The following is a 15,753-nucleotide window of genomic DNA, read 5'->3' on the forward strand; positions in this document are numbered from 1 at the left end:
AAATCATGCTCCTCTCGTATAAAGTAAATTATCAATCAAGCGTGCTGATTCAAACTGAACCGCGACGGCTAATAAAATCGTTTTCGTTTCTGATGTAACCGGTCCGAGCGTCGGATAGTCGACCGCTTCGACATAATCAAGCGCCGTTCCCTCAAGACGCAAGGCATCTTTCGTCCGTTCGACGACTTCCTCGACGGCTGTTCCTGCTTCAAGTAACGCGTTAGCTTGCTGTAGAGCTTGTTGCAAACGCGGTGCTTGACTGCGTTCTTGCTCAGACAGATAGACATTTCGTGAGGACTTTGCGAGACCGTCAGCTTCCCGGATAATCGGACACCGTTTAATCTCGACCGGGACAAAATAATCTGCGACATATCCTTCAATCAAGGCTAACTGCTGAGCATCTTTCAGTCCGAAATAGGCACGTGTCGGGTGGACGATGTTCAATAATTTACTGACGACCGTCAAGACGCCATCGAAATGTCCTGGACGTGATGCACCACAAAGGACGTCGTCGCCCGTTCGGACCGTCACGCGCGCCATATCGAGCGGATACATCGTTTCATTCGTCGGATAAAATACATAATCGACGCCTGCCGCACGCGCCAGTTGTTGATCGCGATGTTCGTCACGTGGATACCGTTCTAAATCTTCGTTGGGTCCGAACTGCGTCGGATTGACAAAAATACTCAACACGACAATCTCATTTTCACGTCGTGCTTGTTCGAGTAACGAACCATGACCTTCATGCAAAAACCCCATTGTCGGTACAAAACCAATCGAGTCATAGGCTGCTAATTCTTGCCGTAGTTCGTCGATGTCTTGAATGACTTTCATTCTTTACCGCCTCCATAAAGCGAATCGATCAATTCTTCATCCATCGTGAACGTATGTTCAATAGATGGGAATACACCTTGTTTTACTTCTTCGACGTAGCTAGCAATCGCTGCTGTCCCTGACGTATTCCAGTCCGTATACGCTTTAACAAACTTCGGTAGACGTCCGACACCATATGTCAGGATGTCATGGTAGACGAGGACTTGTCCATCAACATCAACGCCGGCACCAATCCCGATGACAGGAATCTGAAGTAATTCGCTGACTCGTTTCGCAAGTTGGTGCGGGACACATTCCAGGACGAGCATCTTCGCACCGGCTTGTTCCGCTGCTAAACTGTCTGCAATCAACTGTTCCGCTGCTGCAAGCGATTTTCCTTGTACTTTAAAACCTTCGAGTACGCCAACCGATTGGGGTGTCAATCCAAGATGTGCGACACAAGGCATCCCTGCGTCCGTCAAGCGACGAATCGTCGTCAAAATGTCCCCTGCACCTTCAAGTTTTAAGGCATCGGCCTGACTTTCTTGAAAAATACGTGCCGCAGCATCAAGCGTCCGGTCGAACGAACCGTGGTAACTTGCGAATGGCATGTCAACGACCATGAATGTCTTCGGTGCCCCACGGCGGACCGCCCGTGCATGATGAATCATGTCCTCAACCGTCACGGCAATCGTCGAATCATATCCTAAAATTACGTTTCCAAGCGAATCACCGACGAGTAAGAGATCGACGGCTCCTGCTTCTGCTAATTTCGCTGACGGATAATCATACGCCGTCAACATAACGAGTTTTTCTCCCGTTGCTTGTTTTTTTAGTAAAGGTGTCATTGTGTGCATGTGTGTTCTCTCCTTCGTTAGTGTAGAGAGGACAAAAGGAAACGCCTTCCTTCCTAAAAATACCCATAGGAAAGAAGGCGTGAATAAGTGCAACATCGTCCTTCTGTCCCTGTCCGAAATAGGATCAAGGCAGGTCGTACTAGCGATAAAAAAAGTTTTCTACCGGTATGACTCCTAACGGCTATCATCCTTCGCTTTATTATACATGATTCAAATTGGCAACTGCAAACGTCGGGATTTTAGTTTTCTGTCCAGTAGACGAGTTCCGCCGAATGGAATGCTTCCATTCCTTGGTCCGTTTCGACCATCAGCGTTCCATCGGCGCGAATTCCGCGCAAATAACCAGACAAGGTTTGTTGACGCGAGCGTAGTGTAACGGGTTGATTGAGCTTATCCGCAAGATGTTCCCACGCTTCGACAAAAGAGCCGAATCCATCGACCAACCATCGTTCGTACATCTGCTCAAACTGATTTAAGAAGGATGCAACGATTTCTGCCCGCCGAAACGTTCGATTGGTCGCGAGTTTAAGGGACGTCGCCCGATCAGCGATTGCCGTACTGAAGACGTCATGGTGGACATTGATTCCAATTCCAATGATGACCGAACTGATCCGGTTTGCTTCCGTCTGCATTTCCGTCAAAATCCCTGCGACCTTTCGACCATCAATCAATAAATCATTCGGCCATTTGATTGTCACTGGCACGTCGAACTCACGTAAAGATGTCGCTAGGGCAATGCCAGACACGAGTGTTAATTGTCCTGCTTGATCGAGCGGGACGTCTGGTCTTACTATCAAACTCATCGCAATTCCGTTTCCTTTCGTCTCGTGCCAAACACGACCGAGCTGTCCGCGCCCACTCGTCTGGTAGTCACAGACGACGAGTTTCCCTTCTTTGACCTGCTGTTGTGCTAAATCATGCGCAATCCGTTGCGTCGTCTCCGTCTCCTCGACATGAAAAATATCGCGTCCGAAAAATTTCGTCTGTAAGTACTGTTCGATTGCAAGTGCCGTTAAATGATCACCACGATCGATGAGGTGGTACCCGTTTTTTTTATTCGATTCAATCGCGTACCCTGCTTCTTTTAAAGACGCAATTTGTTTCCAAATAGCGGTACGTGAAATATTTAACTGGTCAGCTAAATCTTGACCTGAAATCCAATCCGTCTGCATCAATCGTTGCAAGATTACGTCTCGTGTTGATTTTTCCAATTGCTCACTTCCTCTAACAGAATCGAACGTTGATTTTCAAGGTGTCCGTTTACGACATGCTGTTCCAAATAGTGGAGTGCTTCTTTGATTTCTTGTTTTTTCAGCCCGGCAGCAATCATGTCGCGTCCGCCGACTTGTAAATCTTTTAACGAACGGATCGCTAAAGTTGTCCGGTCTGCGTGACTCCGACCTGTCATTTGATTTAAAACGAGCAGTTCCTCGTCCGTCAATGTATACCGTTGCCAGTCCGTTAGTTGCTCCAGTCGAACAAGCGCTACGAGTCGTTTTGCCCGCTGCTCCTGTTTTTTCGAACGTTTAAAGACACGTAACCGTTCTTGCGGAAACCCGGCGTCGAGCAGCAGCGTCCACACATTTTCTGTCGCGACACCCTGTAATGATGATTGTGCTAATCGTCCCATCACTTCTGAAGTGACGTGTGGAAGATAGGTCGCGAGTCCTGTGCGTAACATCGCTTGTAACGCTGCAGCACGCCCCGGTCCAAGGAGTAGTTTTTCGAACTCAATCGCGACACGTTCGATTGCGACGTGTTGAATCGTCTCCGCTTGCTTCGCGATGGCCCGCTCCGTCAAACCGTCTAACGAGAACTCGAGCTGACTCATGAAGCGAAAGGCACGAATCATCCGTAAGGCATCTTCTTCGAAGCGCTCTTCTGGCCGGCCGACCGTTCGAATGATTTTGCTTGCAAGGTCGGCTTGTCCGCCAAAGAGATCGACGAGCCCGGTTGGTTTTAACGCCATCGCGTTGATCGTAAAATCACGTCGTGTCAAATCTTCTTCCAGCGAGACGCCAAGCGTCACGTGGTCTGGTCTACGGCGGTCGCTATACGTTGACTCAGAACGAAACGTCGTCACTTCGAACGGTACGTGTTCTAAGACGATCGTCACCGTCCCATGCTCGAGTCCGGTCGGGATGACGACCGGAAACAACGGGATGACCTCGTCCGGTAAGAGTGACGTCGCTAAATCATAATCGCCAGGCACGCGTCCGAGTAACGTGTCGCGAACAGCTCCACCGACGACATACGCTTCGCCACCTGCACGTTCGATTGTTTCAATGATCGTATTCGCCAGCTCAGACATTTTCATATCGTGCACACACCCGTTCATAGACCTGTTCATACTTTCGGACGATTTCATTTGAATCGAACCGTTGCCGTGTATCGCGAATTCCGGCATCCGCCATCTGTTCGAGTAACTCGGGCGTATCGGCTAACTGGCCGATTCGTTCCGCCGCTGCCTTGACGTCATACGTCGGAACGATGAATCCGGTTTGTCCGTCTTGGATCACTTCTGGTAAGCCACCGGCATTCGAGACGACACTTGGGACTCCGACCGCCATCGCTTCAAGGACGACGAGTCCGAACGCCTCTTTTTCCGACAACAATAAATGGATGTCACTGATTGCGAGCAACTGGGCGACATGTTCTTGTTTTCCGGCGAAGATGATTTTTTCATAGACCCCGAGTTCTTTTGCCCGACGGCGCGTCTGCCCCATCTCCGGACCATCTCCGACGAGTAATAACCGCATGTCACGATTATTTGCAGCAATTGCAAATGCGACGAGCGTATCATCGATGCGTTTGACGGGGCGGAAGTTCGAAATATGTATGACGACGACTTCTCCCGGCTCAATCCCATAATGTCGTTTTAGACGTTCGTCGCGCATCGGATAATACACACTCTCATCAATCGAGTTCGCAATGACGTCAATATCGTACTCGGCATGCAACGTCATGTTCGTCTCAAGAGCAAGACTTTCCGAGACGGCGGTCACAGCATCCGAACTTTCGATTCCGTAACGGATGGCTGGCTGCATCTCTAAGTCTTGACCGATGACCGTGATGTCCGTTCCATGTAAAGTCGTCACGACAGCGACGCCTTTCTTCTTCGCCATATTGCGTCCGAGCTCTGCACAGACGGCATGCGGGACGGCGTAGTGGGCATGGATGATGTCGAGATCGAACACATCGATGACTTCTGCGACTTTCGAAGCCAATGTAATATCATAAGGCGGATATTTAAATACAGAATATTGGTTGACTTCTACGAGGTGAACCGTGATATTCGGACGATATTCCGTCAGGCGAAACGGCATGCTTGATGTAATGAAGTGGACATCATGCCCACGATCCGCAAGTTTCATCCCGAGTTCCGTCGCGACGACACCACTTCCGCCTACGGACGGGTAACAAAGGATTCCAATCGACTTTTTCATATAAGATCACTCTCTCTTTAATTAGGTTAAGCTTGTCTTCTCGATTCAATTGTAAACAAAACGCCTCTTAAAAACTACATCGACCACTTTTCAAGGAGATTTCCGTAGAAAAGCTAGTCTTTTTCAACGTCTACCGTTACCCTAGAGAAAGAGTCTTGTTAGAGAGGAGCAACCTGATATGGCACCCCCATTTCAATTTCCGATTCGCTTCCGAAATATTTTTTGGATTTTAATCGGATCATTTATCTTTGCGTTCGGCATTTATCATTTTAATGTTCAAAATGAGTTAGCTGAGGGTGGATTCACGGGAATCACCCTTATTTTAAAGGGCTTGTTCGGTTTATCCCCGTCGATTACGAACCTCGTCTTAAACGTCCCGTTATTTTTCGTCAGCTATAAAATGCTCGGGCGGACGACGTTCATCTATACCTTGATCGGCACGTTCAGCTTTTCCCTTTGGTACGGCTTAATCGCCAAATATTCACCGCTTGAAATCATGTTGAAAGATGATATGGTGCTCGCTTCGTTGTTCGCCGGCGTCTTCATCGGTGTCGGCCTCGGCATCATCTTCAACAACGGCGGGACGACGGGCGGGGTCGATATCATCGCCCGACTGACGAAGCGGTATTTCGGATGGTCGATCGGTCGGACGTTCATGATTTTTGATTTTTTCGTCATCGTCGCTTCATTGACATATCTCGACTACAAACAGGCGATGTATACGTTGCTTGCCGTCTACGTCGGGGCCCGTGTCATCGACTGGATGCAGGAAGGAACGTATGCTGGTAAAGCCGCGATGATCATCAGTGATCACCGGACGGAGATCGCCGACGGGATTCACGCGACGATGAACCGCGGAACGACGCGGTTACTCGCGAAAGGTGGATTCTCCGGTCGCGACCTTGAAGTCTTGTATGTCGTCGTCGCCCGCAATGAAATCACCCGGTTGAAGACGCTCGTCAAAACAGTTGACCAACATGCTTTCATCACACTCCATGATGTGTATGAAGTAACCGGCGAAGGATTTACGTTCGACGAAAATCGTGTTCCGATCAAGGAAACGTAAAAACAAAAAAAACACCCGTATGATTCGATTCTGAAGAAGAAGATCGAACCAGCCGGGTGTTTATTTTTTATTAATTTGTACGCGTTACTCTTGAATTACTCGTCAGACGGTGCAAAGACCATCAAAGCGAGGCGGAGGAATTCGGCGACAGCGACGAGTGTCGCAGCGACGTAAGTCCAGGCGGCGGCGTTCAAGACACGGCGTGAGCCACGCTCTTCTTCCGCATCGATGATTCCGTGTTCCGTTAACTGAGCCATCGCCCGTTTCGACGCATCGAACTCAACCGGCAACGTCACGAGCTGGAAGACGACGGCACCGAGCATCAAGATGACACCAAGCATCGCAAGACCAGTCATCCCAGCGAAGAAACCAACGAGTAATAACGGGAATGACAGATTCGACGTAATTGACGCAACCGGTGCAATCCGGTGACGGACACGCATCATGTTATAGTCCGTCGCATCTTGGATGACGTGCCCGATTTCGTGCGCTGCAATCGAAACGGCAGAAACCGTTGAACCATGATACACATCTTCCGAAAGACGAACGACTTTATTCGTCGGATCGTAATGATCGGACATCGTTCCGCCGATTGCTTCGAGACGGACATCCGTAATCCCATTCTGTTTCATGATGAAGTCAGCGACTTGAGCGCCTGTCACCCCACTATGAATCGGAACTTCTTGGTATTTTTTATACGTTTTTCGGACTCGCATTTGTGCCCAGATGGGAACAATGATGATGATGGCGAGGTAAATCAGATAGTTAGCCATGTAACATCTGTCCTTTCCTAAAAGATTATATCCTTATTTTACGTTCAAGCGACCTTATTGTCAATCGAATCGCGTGCGACAAAGAAATATCCCATCAAAATACATAATCCCGTCAACCAGAACGAACCATAGCCAATCCACTGGATGTGCTCCGCAAGTGCCGGATAGCGTGGCCACTGACCGAGCACGTAGTCGACGACATCGTTATGGATGACCCAAATCGAGACAAGGACAAGTTCCTTGACGCGAAACGTCATGAATGGAACATAAAGCAGTGCCTGGAATGCCATCGCGCCGTGCGAGACCATCAACATCAGTGCCATTGCCGTCAAATAACTGTTACCTGTCCCGAGTTCTTGAAGCATCAAGGCATTCATGACGACGGCCCAGACACCGTATTTAATCAACGTGACGAACGCGAGCGCTTCAAACAGTCGGGAACGACGATTGAAGATCCATAAAAACACGATGATCGTAAAAAATAGCGACGCCGTCGGACTGTCCGGGATGAACGGATAATAGTACCATTTCGCCGTCTCGAGTTGCGGTTGATACCAATAATAGCCGTATAACGTTCCCGCTAGATTGATTAATCCGAGCGGCCAAAGGAGGGCTTTATGTTTTAAAATCTGCAAAAACGGCACATTCATTCACCTCATGATAGACAAAAGCCGGAGGAATCATTCCCCCGGCTCTTCTCTTATTTATTGTTCTCTCCGCCTTCACCGTAAGAAGCGATGAATTTAGCGAGTTCTTTACGATCTGCATCTGAACCTTTGTACTGTCCAGCAGGCATCGCACCGACACCTTTATCTGCGATTTCATAAATTTCATCTTCTGTCTTTTGTGTCCCGACGAGGGCAGGAGCGGCTGCTCCACCTTCGAGGTTCTTACCATGACAGTTGACACATGACTGGTTCGAGTAAATTTCATACCCTTTCGCCGTCGTATCGATTTCAGGACCTTCGTTCATCGTCAACTCACCTTGTTTATGGATCGTATCCCAGTGCGTTGTTTGAACAGATTCCCAAGTCAAGAAAATGATTGAGACGATTCCGAGTAACATCATGCTGACTGCGACTGGACGTTTTGCCGGGCGACGTTCAATCCCTTGGTCGAGCCACGGTGCTACGAGTAACGCCGTAAAAGCAAGACCTGGAAGAATGACAGTTCCCATCAAAATGTACGGACCGGCAGCAAATTGATATTTCAAGAGCTGATAGAGGAATAGGAAGTACCAGTCCGGAAGTGGAATGTACGACGTATTCGTCGGGTCAGCTATATTTTGTAGTGGTGCTGCTTCAACGATTGTCAGCGTCATGAAGCCGATCAAGAAGACCGCTCCTACCATCCATTCGCGAAGTAAGAAGTTTGGCCAGAACGCTTCCGTCCGACCTGGATACTCAGAATAGTCTTTCGACTTATTCGGCATCCGGTTATTGATCGACACCCGTGAATCGGTGACGAATTTCATTCCTTTACCACGATGCATCGTGTTCTCCCCCTTTTAGGTTGCCTAAGTTGATTGTCGGTTTAAAGTGGTCCAGAGATCCCTTGTTTACGGATCATCATGAAGTGGGCCCCGAGCAAGACGAACAATGCCGCAGGAAGGAAGAAGACGTGAATCGCAAAGAATCGAGCAATCGTACTTGCACCGACGATTTCTCCACCCGCGAGGAGCGTCTTCGCGATGCCACCGATGACCGGTATGCTTTCCGCGATTTGAATCGTAACTTTCGTCGCGAACAATGCTTTCATGTCCCAAGGCAACAAGTATCCGGTTAGACCAAGTGCTAAGACAACGAAGAACAAGAGGACACCGACGACCCAGTTCAATTCACGTGGCTTTTTGTATGATCCTGTGAAGAAGACGCGTAATGTATGTAAGAACAACATTACGATGACGACTGATGCGCCCCAGTGGTGCATACCACGAACGATTTGACCGTGTGCGACTTCGTTTTGAAGATAGTACACTGACGCATGGGCATTGATGATATCTGGTACGTAATACATCGTCAAGAACATCCCTGAAAGAATCTGGATGACGATTGTAAAGAACGTCAACCCGCCAAAACAATAAACGAATGCTGAAAAGTTATGGGCAGGGTTTACGTGTTCTGGAACTTCATGATCGGCGATATCTCGCCAAAGCGGAGTGATATCAACCCGCTCATCAATCCAATCATAGATTTTTTGCATCATCGCTTACGCACCTCTTTCGACTGGTTTACCTAAGTAGAGGAAACCATCTTTCTCTTGCATTTCATATTCATCAAGCGGCTTCGTCGGAGGCGTTCCTGGTACGTTGACGCCATCTTTCGTGTACCGTCCGAAATGACATGGGCAATAGAATTGCTCTGGGTGCGTCGGATCTGCTCCGAAACTGACTTGGCATCCTAAATGCTTACAGATCGGTGATAGTGCGAGAATTTCGCCCTTATCATTTTTGAAGACCCATGCTGATAATGTTTCTTCGAAATCATACCAAGCATCCTGTGTTTGCTTCTTGAAGTCGACCCGTTTTGGTTCTGTTGTGATGTCCGACAACTTCATTACTTTTACTTTATCGCCTGATCCTGATTTCTTCAGGACCGGATCAACTGCGAAGTTGACCATCGGCATGACCATCGTCGCTGCCATAAAGCCACCGACTCCAGTCAGTGTATACGTCAAGAATTGACGACGTGTTACGTTAGACCCGTTTTGAGCCATATCGATCCCCCCTTGTGATGTACGCCGTGCCCCAAGACCACTGTACTTCACACAAATTTCTCACATGGTAATAGTATCTTAATAAAATCATCGCGTCAACCGCTTCATAGCGCGGTCCAACGGTTTCCTAACTGTTCGAGAACTTGTCCTACAAAATTCCCGACCATCTGACCTTGCTGGTCGCGACTCATCGTCTCGAGCGATAATCGTGGAACATAGACGATGTCGTCGACCGCTGTGTCTTTCCAGCGTAAATCTGCCGTAATGAACGTGACAAAACGGAATTGCTCGGCAGATGCCGCTTCCCGCCAACCGTTCAATTGATCGAGTGACGGTATACCGACATACGTCATTGCTGGAAGGAGCATCGCCCGACCGGACAGTTGCCGTTCGACTTCTGACGCAACCGTCAATGTCATGTCAGCACATTCCGCAAAAGCATGCATCGATTCATCAAATCCGATCGGTATCAATGGGACGACCAACGTATCGATATACGCTTGTTCGTTTCTCGTCCTTTGAACATCGGATGGTTTGAAACGCAAATCATTTCCCCCTTTCCTGTTCACTTACATTTCGTCACAATTAATGTATCATATCCGCTTTTATTACTGCTCGCTTAATGTGAACGTTTTATGAAATTCCATTCTATTTTTCTTCATATTTAGGTTTTTTTCAAACTCAAATAAAATCATCCTCTTCTTTATCCGAAGAGGATGACTGCAGACGAACGCGTATGAAGATTGAAAAGTGTATTTTAGTTATTGGAGTTGGCTCCGAATCGTCCGCAATTCTTCCGAGAGTGATTGAAAACGACTCCGATCGCGTGCATCAAGTGCTTCATCAATCAAACGAATCAATCGCTCTTCCTCTTGCCGATTGACCGTCGCCGCGATGAAATTCATCGCTTCGTCCGCTAATCGTGGTTCAACAGTGACCTCCGGACGAAACGGGTTCTCTTCAAGTAGGGACAAGTATTCATCATCCATCATCATCCCTTGAAAATTTAACTCGATATAAATCGGTTCGTCCGTCAATCGGATGTCGTGATATGCCTTTTCCGGGTCAGTCGTTTTAACCTCACCTTTTTTAAAGAGAAACGGTTCAGCGTCAAACCCGTATGTCGTCATGATGATTGCTTTTGGCGCGAACATCGCATTTTGAACAAAATGAACTTGATCCAGTTTCGCATCATTACGAAGCCAATAATCAAGGATCCATTTGGATTCCCGACGCTTCAACGTGTAATAGGTCAAGATGCGGCGCAAGAAACGCTGTTTTCTCTCTGTCATCTCAATCCTACTCCCTTCTCCAATCGAATCAACTATCCATCCGTTCGACATAATCGACGAGATCAGCATCTTCTCGAGCGAACATCGCTGCCCGACGCAACAATGCTTGCCCCTCTTCACGTCGTCCTTCTTCAACCAATGCGAAACCATATTCTTTCAAGAAGAGGGCATCATCCGCGAATGCAGATTCAACTTGAGCATACTGCTTCATTGCATTCGTATAATCTTCCAGCGCATAGAGTGATCGAGCACGGTACCACGTCAAGATTGGTGCCGTGACGTGTTCTTCGATTGCTGAAATCGTTTCAATCGTCGCCTCATGGTCCTCATCTTCAGCGAGGAGCGCAAGTAAACGTTCCGCAGCGAGCAAGGATTCCGGGTTAAGGGCAAGAGCTTCACGTAAGGCGTTGACACTCCCTTGGCGGTCTCCTAGCTTCAAGAGGAATAAAGCTTCCATCGTCCGGAGCTCATCATTATAATCGTCTCGCTCCATCCCTTGCTTAATGACATTCAACGCTTCCTTCGTCAAGCCGAGTTCTGCTTGACTCTCGGCGTAAGGCACGTAAGCCGACGTATAGTCTGGATCTTGGGCAATCAGTTGTTGGAACGTTTCGACCGCTTTTTGGTGTAGTCCGACGCGGTGGGCGGTCATCGCAAGTCCAAACAGCGTATGCAAGTCAGACCGTTCCGCGACTGCACGTTCATATAAGGGAATCGCTTCTTCGAATTCACCAATCATTGCGAGCGACTCGGCGTACAGGGCATCCAGTGGCAATTCTTCTCTTAATGCCGGAACAGCTGCAATTTCAGCGAACAATGGGACCGCTTGATCAAACGCTCCAAGTGTCATATAGAGTTCAGCCAGTCCGTAAGCGAGCAACGGTTCATCCGGCGCAAGTGACCGTGCCTCTTTTAATTTCGCGAGCGCGACTTCGTCGAGTCCTTGTGATTGATAGAGGTCCGCTAACAACACTAATGTCCGAGGTCCATTTTCGCTATCCGTCTTATCGACTTGTTCAAGGACGGTGATTGCTTCTTCTTCTCTATCAAGATCGATATAACATTCGGCAAGCAATAAAGCGACGCCAGCATTCCCCGCATAATCGACGTAAAGAGGCGATAAGATATCGACTGCCCGGTCCGAGAGTCCGAGTTCGATGTAAAGATCTGCGACAGCTAAGCGATCCTCATCGGTCCCTGTCTTTTCAAGTTGTTCGAGTGAAGCTAACGCTTCCGACGTATGGCCGTGTTCTAGCCCTTCGACGATTTCTTTTAATACCTGTTCGTTCAAGGCAAACGCCTCACTTTCTAAATTCAATTCGGAACTTATCCGTTCCCGTTATCTTGCAGTTTCTTTAAATCATCATAGAACGTTGGGTAGCTGACTTCAACTACTTCATTCCCGTTCACTTGAATTTCTTCGTTCAATGTCTTAGCAATCGTCAACATCATCGCCAAACGGTGATCACCGGCACTGTCGACCGCCGCCCCTTTTAATGACGTCGGGCCTTCAATTGTCATCCCGTCTGCCGTCGCTTCAATCGACGCTCCGAGTCGTCGTAGTGACGCGACGACCGTCTCGATCCGGTCCGTTTCTTTGACGCGTAACTCCGCTGCATCCCGGATGATCGTCTTTCCTTCCGCTTGCGTCGCGAGTAAAGCGAGGAGCGGAATCTCGTCGATCAACGAAGGGATTTGTTCTCCTTCAATCGTCATCGCCTGCAGGGTAGTCGATTCTACCGTCACATCCGCGACTTCCTCCCCTGCCACTTCCTGCCGGTTCGAAATTTTGACGCTCGCACCCATTTGTCGTAACACTTGTAAAAATCCGATCCGGGTCGGGTTCATGAGTACGCGTTCCGTCGTGATGACACTGTCCTCGCCAATCGCCGCCGCCGTCCACCAAAATGCAGCCGAGGACGGATCGCCCGGTATATCGACTGTCGTCGCCGTAAGTTGAACAGGACCTTCGACACGAATATGCCGTCCGTCTTCAAAGTCATCGATTGTCACATCGACGCCGAATTGCGGCAACATCCGTTCCGTATGATCGCGTGATAAGATCGGCTCAATCACCGTTGTCTCACCTGTCGCAAATAACCCCGCTAGTAAGACCGCACTTTTCACCTGAGCACTTGCGACCGGTAAGGTATACGTCGTTCCGACGAGCGGTTGCCCCTGAATCCGTAACGGAGCGTAGTTCCCTTCGATTTTCGCACCAAGCTGACTGAGTGGAATCGTCACCCGATCCATCGGTCGTTTTTTTAACGAATCATCGCCTGTCAATTCATACGCCGCCTCGCTACCAGCTAAAATACCGCTTAGTAGTCGAATCGTCGTTCCGGAATTCCCACAATCGATTTTTGCTTCGTTTAATGCAGTCGTCCCTGTAATCTGAATCGTTTTTTCAGAACGCTCGATTTTCGCACCAAGTGCCTCAACCGCCTTCAGTGAAGCGAGACAATCCGCTCCTTCGAGTGCATTCGAAATCGTCGTCGTCCCGTTCGCAATCCCACCAAATAAAAAAGCACGGTGTGTCATTGATTTATCGCCGGGTACTCGTACCTTTCCCTTTAATCCCATTTCAAGCACCTCACAGTCATGTCATAGGCGGACAGCAATCGTCCCACCGGAATTTCCTCTAAATTAAATTTCCCGTTTTCTGCTAAGACGAATCGAATCGACTGATTATTTTTTTTATCCCGTTTCATATAGTCGAAATAGACCTCGAAAGATTGCCTTTTTGGTAGTTCGACACCTAAACGCGTCAACAATTGAGCCAGTTGATTTCCTTCTTCGACTTGTCCCTCTAACATTTTGGCAAAGACTAAACCGATTCCGACTGCCTCACCATGCGCGAGACGCTCACTCGCATACTCGACGGCATGACCAAATGTATGCCCATAATTTAAAAAGGCACGGATGCCTTGTTCTTGTTCATCTTGTTCGACGATTCGTTGTTTGACGGAAATCCCTTTCGCAATCCAGGATTCGAGTGGCAACTCTTTCATATCGGACAGTTTTAAATCCATCAATTGATCAGCAAACGGTTCCGCTGCCAATAGACCATGTTTCAACAATTCAAAAAAACCGCTTCTCCACTCGCGGTCCGGTAATGTTTTCAGAAAAGATACATCGTAGAGAACGGCACTCGGTTGATAGAACGCCCCGACGAGGTTTTTACCGAGCGATAGATTTAGCCCGACTTTCCCGCCGACGCTCGAGTCATGCGCGAGTAACGTCGTCGGAATTTGGATGAACGGAATGCCTCGTAGAATCGTTGCTGCAACGAAACCGGCGAGATCTCCAATCATTCCACCACCAAATGCCAGGATGACCGTACGACGGGTCACCCCTCGTTCAATGCCTTCTTGAAGCAAGTCTGCATACGTTTCGAGCGATTTACTGCTCTCACCTGGTACGACAGTACTCGTCATCCAGTTTGTTTTCGGAAAAAGAGTCGTGACGTGTTTGATCAATGTCTCTAAATGAAGGGTACTGACCGTTTGATCGGTGATAATCCAAAATCGATCTGCTACCTGGGCTTCTTCGACTTCCGCCAGGCGTCGCAACGCACCCGGCTCGATGTGAACCGAATACGGGCGACTCGCTTTGATGCAAAGATGCGTCAAAACAGACGCACCTCCTCCTTGTAATCAGCTATCGTTTGTTTTAATCGATCCATCGTTGAACTCCCGAACATTTCGAGAATCGCGGCTGCGACTTCGAATGCGACGACAGCTTCGAGAACGACAGCTGCTGCCGGCACAGCACAAGCATCACTGCGTTCAATTTGGGCCGTGAACGGCTCTTTCGTTTCAATATCGACCGATTGCAGGGGTTGATACAATGTCGGAATCGGCTTCATCGCAACTTGAACCCGAATCGGCATTCCTGTCGACATCCCACCTTCAATTCCGCCTAGGTGATTGGTTCTGCGGGAGTAACCTGCTTCACTATGAATGATTTCATCTTGGACCGTACTACCGGGACGACGCGCCAAATCAAAACCATCACCAAATCCAACCGCTTTCATCGCATTGACACTGATGACAGCTTGGGCGATCCGACTGTCTAACTTCATGTCATTTTGCGTAAATGATCCAATCCCCGGAACAAGTCCCGTGACGACGACTTCGACTTCACCACCAAGTGTGTCGCCGTCTTTTTTAGCTTGATCGATCGCACGCATCATCTGTTCAGTCGCTGCTTCATCTGCACAACGGACTGGAGAAGCTTCAATCAACTCACGCCGCGTCGTCGGATCAACGGCTTCAGCATCAACGCCACCGATTGATCGTACATGGGAAAACAAATCGACATCGAGCTGTGCCAACAATTGTTTCGCGATTGCCCCAACTGCAACTCGGGCCGCCGTTTCTCGAGCAGAGGAACGTTCGAGGACATCACGGAGATCACGATGACCGTACTTCAAGCCACCTACAAGATCCGCATGTCCTGGGCGTGGGCGTGTCAATGTCCGCGGACGTTCAAGCGCTTCCTCGAGCGGTTCCGCCTGCATGACTTGTTTCCAGTGCGTATGGTCTTTGTTTTCAATAAACAGACTGATTGGCGCCCCCGTCGTGTAACCGTGACGAATTCCACCCCGAACATCAATCGCATCCTGTTCGATTTGCATCCGCCGTCCACGTCCATAACCGCCTTGACGTCGTGTCATTTCAGATTGAATTTTTTCGAAATCGATTGTTAGTCCGGAAGGAACACCATCGATGATGACGGAAAGTCCTTTTCCGTGTGATTCTCCAGCTGTCATGTAGCGCATACGCTTCA

The 15,753-nt window shown here is 48.7% G+C and carries 17 protein-coding genes; 1 reads left to right on the plus strand and 16 read right to left on the minus strand.

The genetic code is table 11. The features are described 5' to 3' along the window. Positions 1-3: 3 nt before the first annotated feature. The 5 genes from panC to bshA all read right to left on the minus strand — a co-directional run bounded on the left by panC (position 4) and on the right by bshA (position 5,116). Positions 4-834, minus strand: coding sequence for a pantoate--beta-alanine ligase (gene panC / locus KNP94_RS05445; RefSeq protein WP_215115408.1), 831 nt, complete (start codon positions 832-834; stop codon positions 4-6). Beyond that, entirely contained in the window at positions 831-1,670 is an 840-nt protein-coding gene (gene panB / locus KNP94_RS05450; protein ID WP_029330615.1) for a 3-methyl-2-oxobutanoate hydroxymethyltransferase, read from the minus strand. The genes panC and panB overlap by 4 nt, the downstream gene beginning before the upstream one ends. 239 nt (positions 1,671-1,909) lie before the next feature. After that, positions 1,910-2,881 carry a biotin--[acetyl-CoA-carboxylase] ligase gene (locus tag KNP94_RS05455; protein ID WP_251132571.1) on the minus strand — a complete coding sequence of 324 codons (972 nt, stop codon included), beginning with the start codon at positions 2,879-2,881 and terminating at the stop codon, positions 1,910-1,912. Then, positions 2,857-3,987: a CCA tRNA nucleotidyltransferase gene (locus KNP94_RS05460; RefSeq protein ID WP_251132572.1), complete on the minus strand. Its 1,131-nt coding sequence runs from the start codon at positions 3,985-3,987 to the stop codon at positions 2,857-2,859. Before KNP94_RS05460 ends, KNP94_RS05455 begins: the two co-directional genes overlap by 25 nt. Then, positions 3,974-5,116, minus strand: a complete 1,143-nt coding sequence (bshA, locus tag KNP94_RS05465; RefSeq protein WP_215115409.1) for an N-acetyl-alpha-D-glucosaminyl L-malate synthase BshA — start codon at positions 5,114-5,116, stop codon at positions 3,974-3,976. Before bshA ends, KNP94_RS05460 begins: the two co-directional genes overlap by 14 nt. A gap of 178 nt (positions 5,117-5,294) precedes the next feature. On the opposite strand from bshA, the gene KNP94_RS05470 reads away from it, so the two are divergent. After that, positions 5,295-6,182, plus strand: coding sequence for a YitT family protein (locus tag KNP94_RS05470; protein ID WP_029330623.1), 888 nt, complete (start codon positions 5,295-5,297; stop codon positions 6,180-6,182). Between the two features lie 95 nt (positions 6,183-6,277). Here KNP94_RS05470 and KNP94_RS05475 read toward each other — a convergent pair whose 3' ends face one another. From KNP94_RS05475 to aroC, 11 genes are all read right to left on the minus strand, one after another. Next, on the minus strand, positions 6,278-6,955 hold the full coding sequence (locus KNP94_RS05475) for a zinc metallopeptidase (protein WP_088837317.1): 678 nt from the start codon (positions 6,953-6,955) through the stop codon (positions 6,278-6,280). Between the two features lie 44 nt (positions 6,956-6,999). Continuing rightward, complete coding sequence (locus tag KNP94_RS05480; RefSeq protein WP_251132445.1) at positions 7,000-7,605, minus strand: DUF1405 domain-containing protein; 606 nt, start codon at positions 7,603-7,605, stop codon at positions 7,000-7,002. 50 nt (positions 7,606-7,655) lie between these two features. Beyond that, positions 7,656-8,447 carry a menaquinol-cytochrome c reductase cytochrome b/c subunit gene (locus KNP94_RS05485; protein WP_214804441.1) on the minus strand — a complete coding sequence of 264 codons (792 nt, stop codon included), beginning with the start codon at positions 8,445-8,447 and terminating at the stop codon, positions 7,656-7,658. A 41-nt stretch (positions 8,448-8,488) separates the two neighbouring features. Then, the gene (gene qcrB, locus KNP94_RS05490) at positions 8,489-9,160 is read right to left on the minus strand and encodes a menaquinol-cytochrome c reductase cytochrome b subunit (RefSeq protein ID WP_012370658.1); all 672 of its coding nucleotides are present in this window, start codon (positions 9,158-9,160) and stop codon (positions 8,489-8,491) included. 3 nt (positions 9,161-9,163) lie between these two features. After that, complete coding sequence (locus KNP94_RS05495) at positions 9,164-9,670, minus strand: ubiquinol-cytochrome c reductase iron-sulfur subunit (RefSeq protein ID WP_029330633.1); 507 nt, start codon at positions 9,668-9,670, stop codon at positions 9,164-9,166. A 104-nt stretch (positions 9,671-9,774) separates the two neighbouring features. Then, the gene (locus KNP94_RS05500; protein WP_029330635.1) at positions 9,775-10,215 is read right to left on the minus strand and encodes a DUF2487 family protein; all 441 of its coding nucleotides are present in this window, start codon (positions 10,213-10,215) and stop codon (positions 9,775-9,777) included. Positions 10,216-10,431: 216 nt separating this feature from the next. Further along, positions 10,432-10,962 carry a ReoY family proteolytic degradation factor gene (locus tag KNP94_RS05505; protein ID WP_029330637.1) on the minus strand — a complete coding sequence of 177 codons (531 nt, stop codon included), beginning with the start codon at positions 10,960-10,962 and terminating at the stop codon, positions 10,432-10,434. 28 nt (positions 10,963-10,990) lie between these two features. Then, complete coding sequence (locus KNP94_RS05510) at positions 10,991-12,253, minus strand: tetratricopeptide repeat protein (RefSeq protein WP_215115410.1); 1,263 nt, start codon at positions 12,251-12,253, stop codon at positions 10,991-10,993. 35 nt (positions 12,254-12,288) lie between these two features. Continuing rightward, positions 12,289-13,545, minus strand: coding sequence for a 3-phosphoshikimate 1-carboxyvinyltransferase (aroA, locus tag KNP94_RS05515; RefSeq protein WP_215115411.1), 1,257 nt, complete (start codon positions 13,543-13,545; stop codon positions 12,289-12,291). Continuing rightward, positions 13,536-14,594, minus strand: a complete 1,059-nt coding sequence (gene aroB, locus KNP94_RS05520) for a 3-dehydroquinate synthase (RefSeq protein WP_214804437.1) — start codon at positions 14,592-14,594, stop codon at positions 13,536-13,538. Before aroB ends, aroA begins: the two co-directional genes overlap by 10 nt. After that, on the minus strand, positions 14,591-15,745 hold the full coding sequence (gene aroC, locus KNP94_RS05525) for a chorismate synthase (RefSeq protein WP_088837321.1): 1,155 nt from the start codon (positions 15,743-15,745) through the stop codon (positions 14,591-14,593). Before aroC ends, aroB begins: the two co-directional genes overlap by 4 nt. Between the last annotated feature and the right edge of the window lie 8 nt (positions 15,746-15,753).

It is taken from the genome of Exiguobacterium sp. s80, assembly GCF_018618725.1.
GTDB lineage: Bacteria > Bacillota > Bacilli > Exiguobacteriales > Exiguobacteriaceae > Exiguobacterium_A > Exiguobacterium_A oxidotolerans.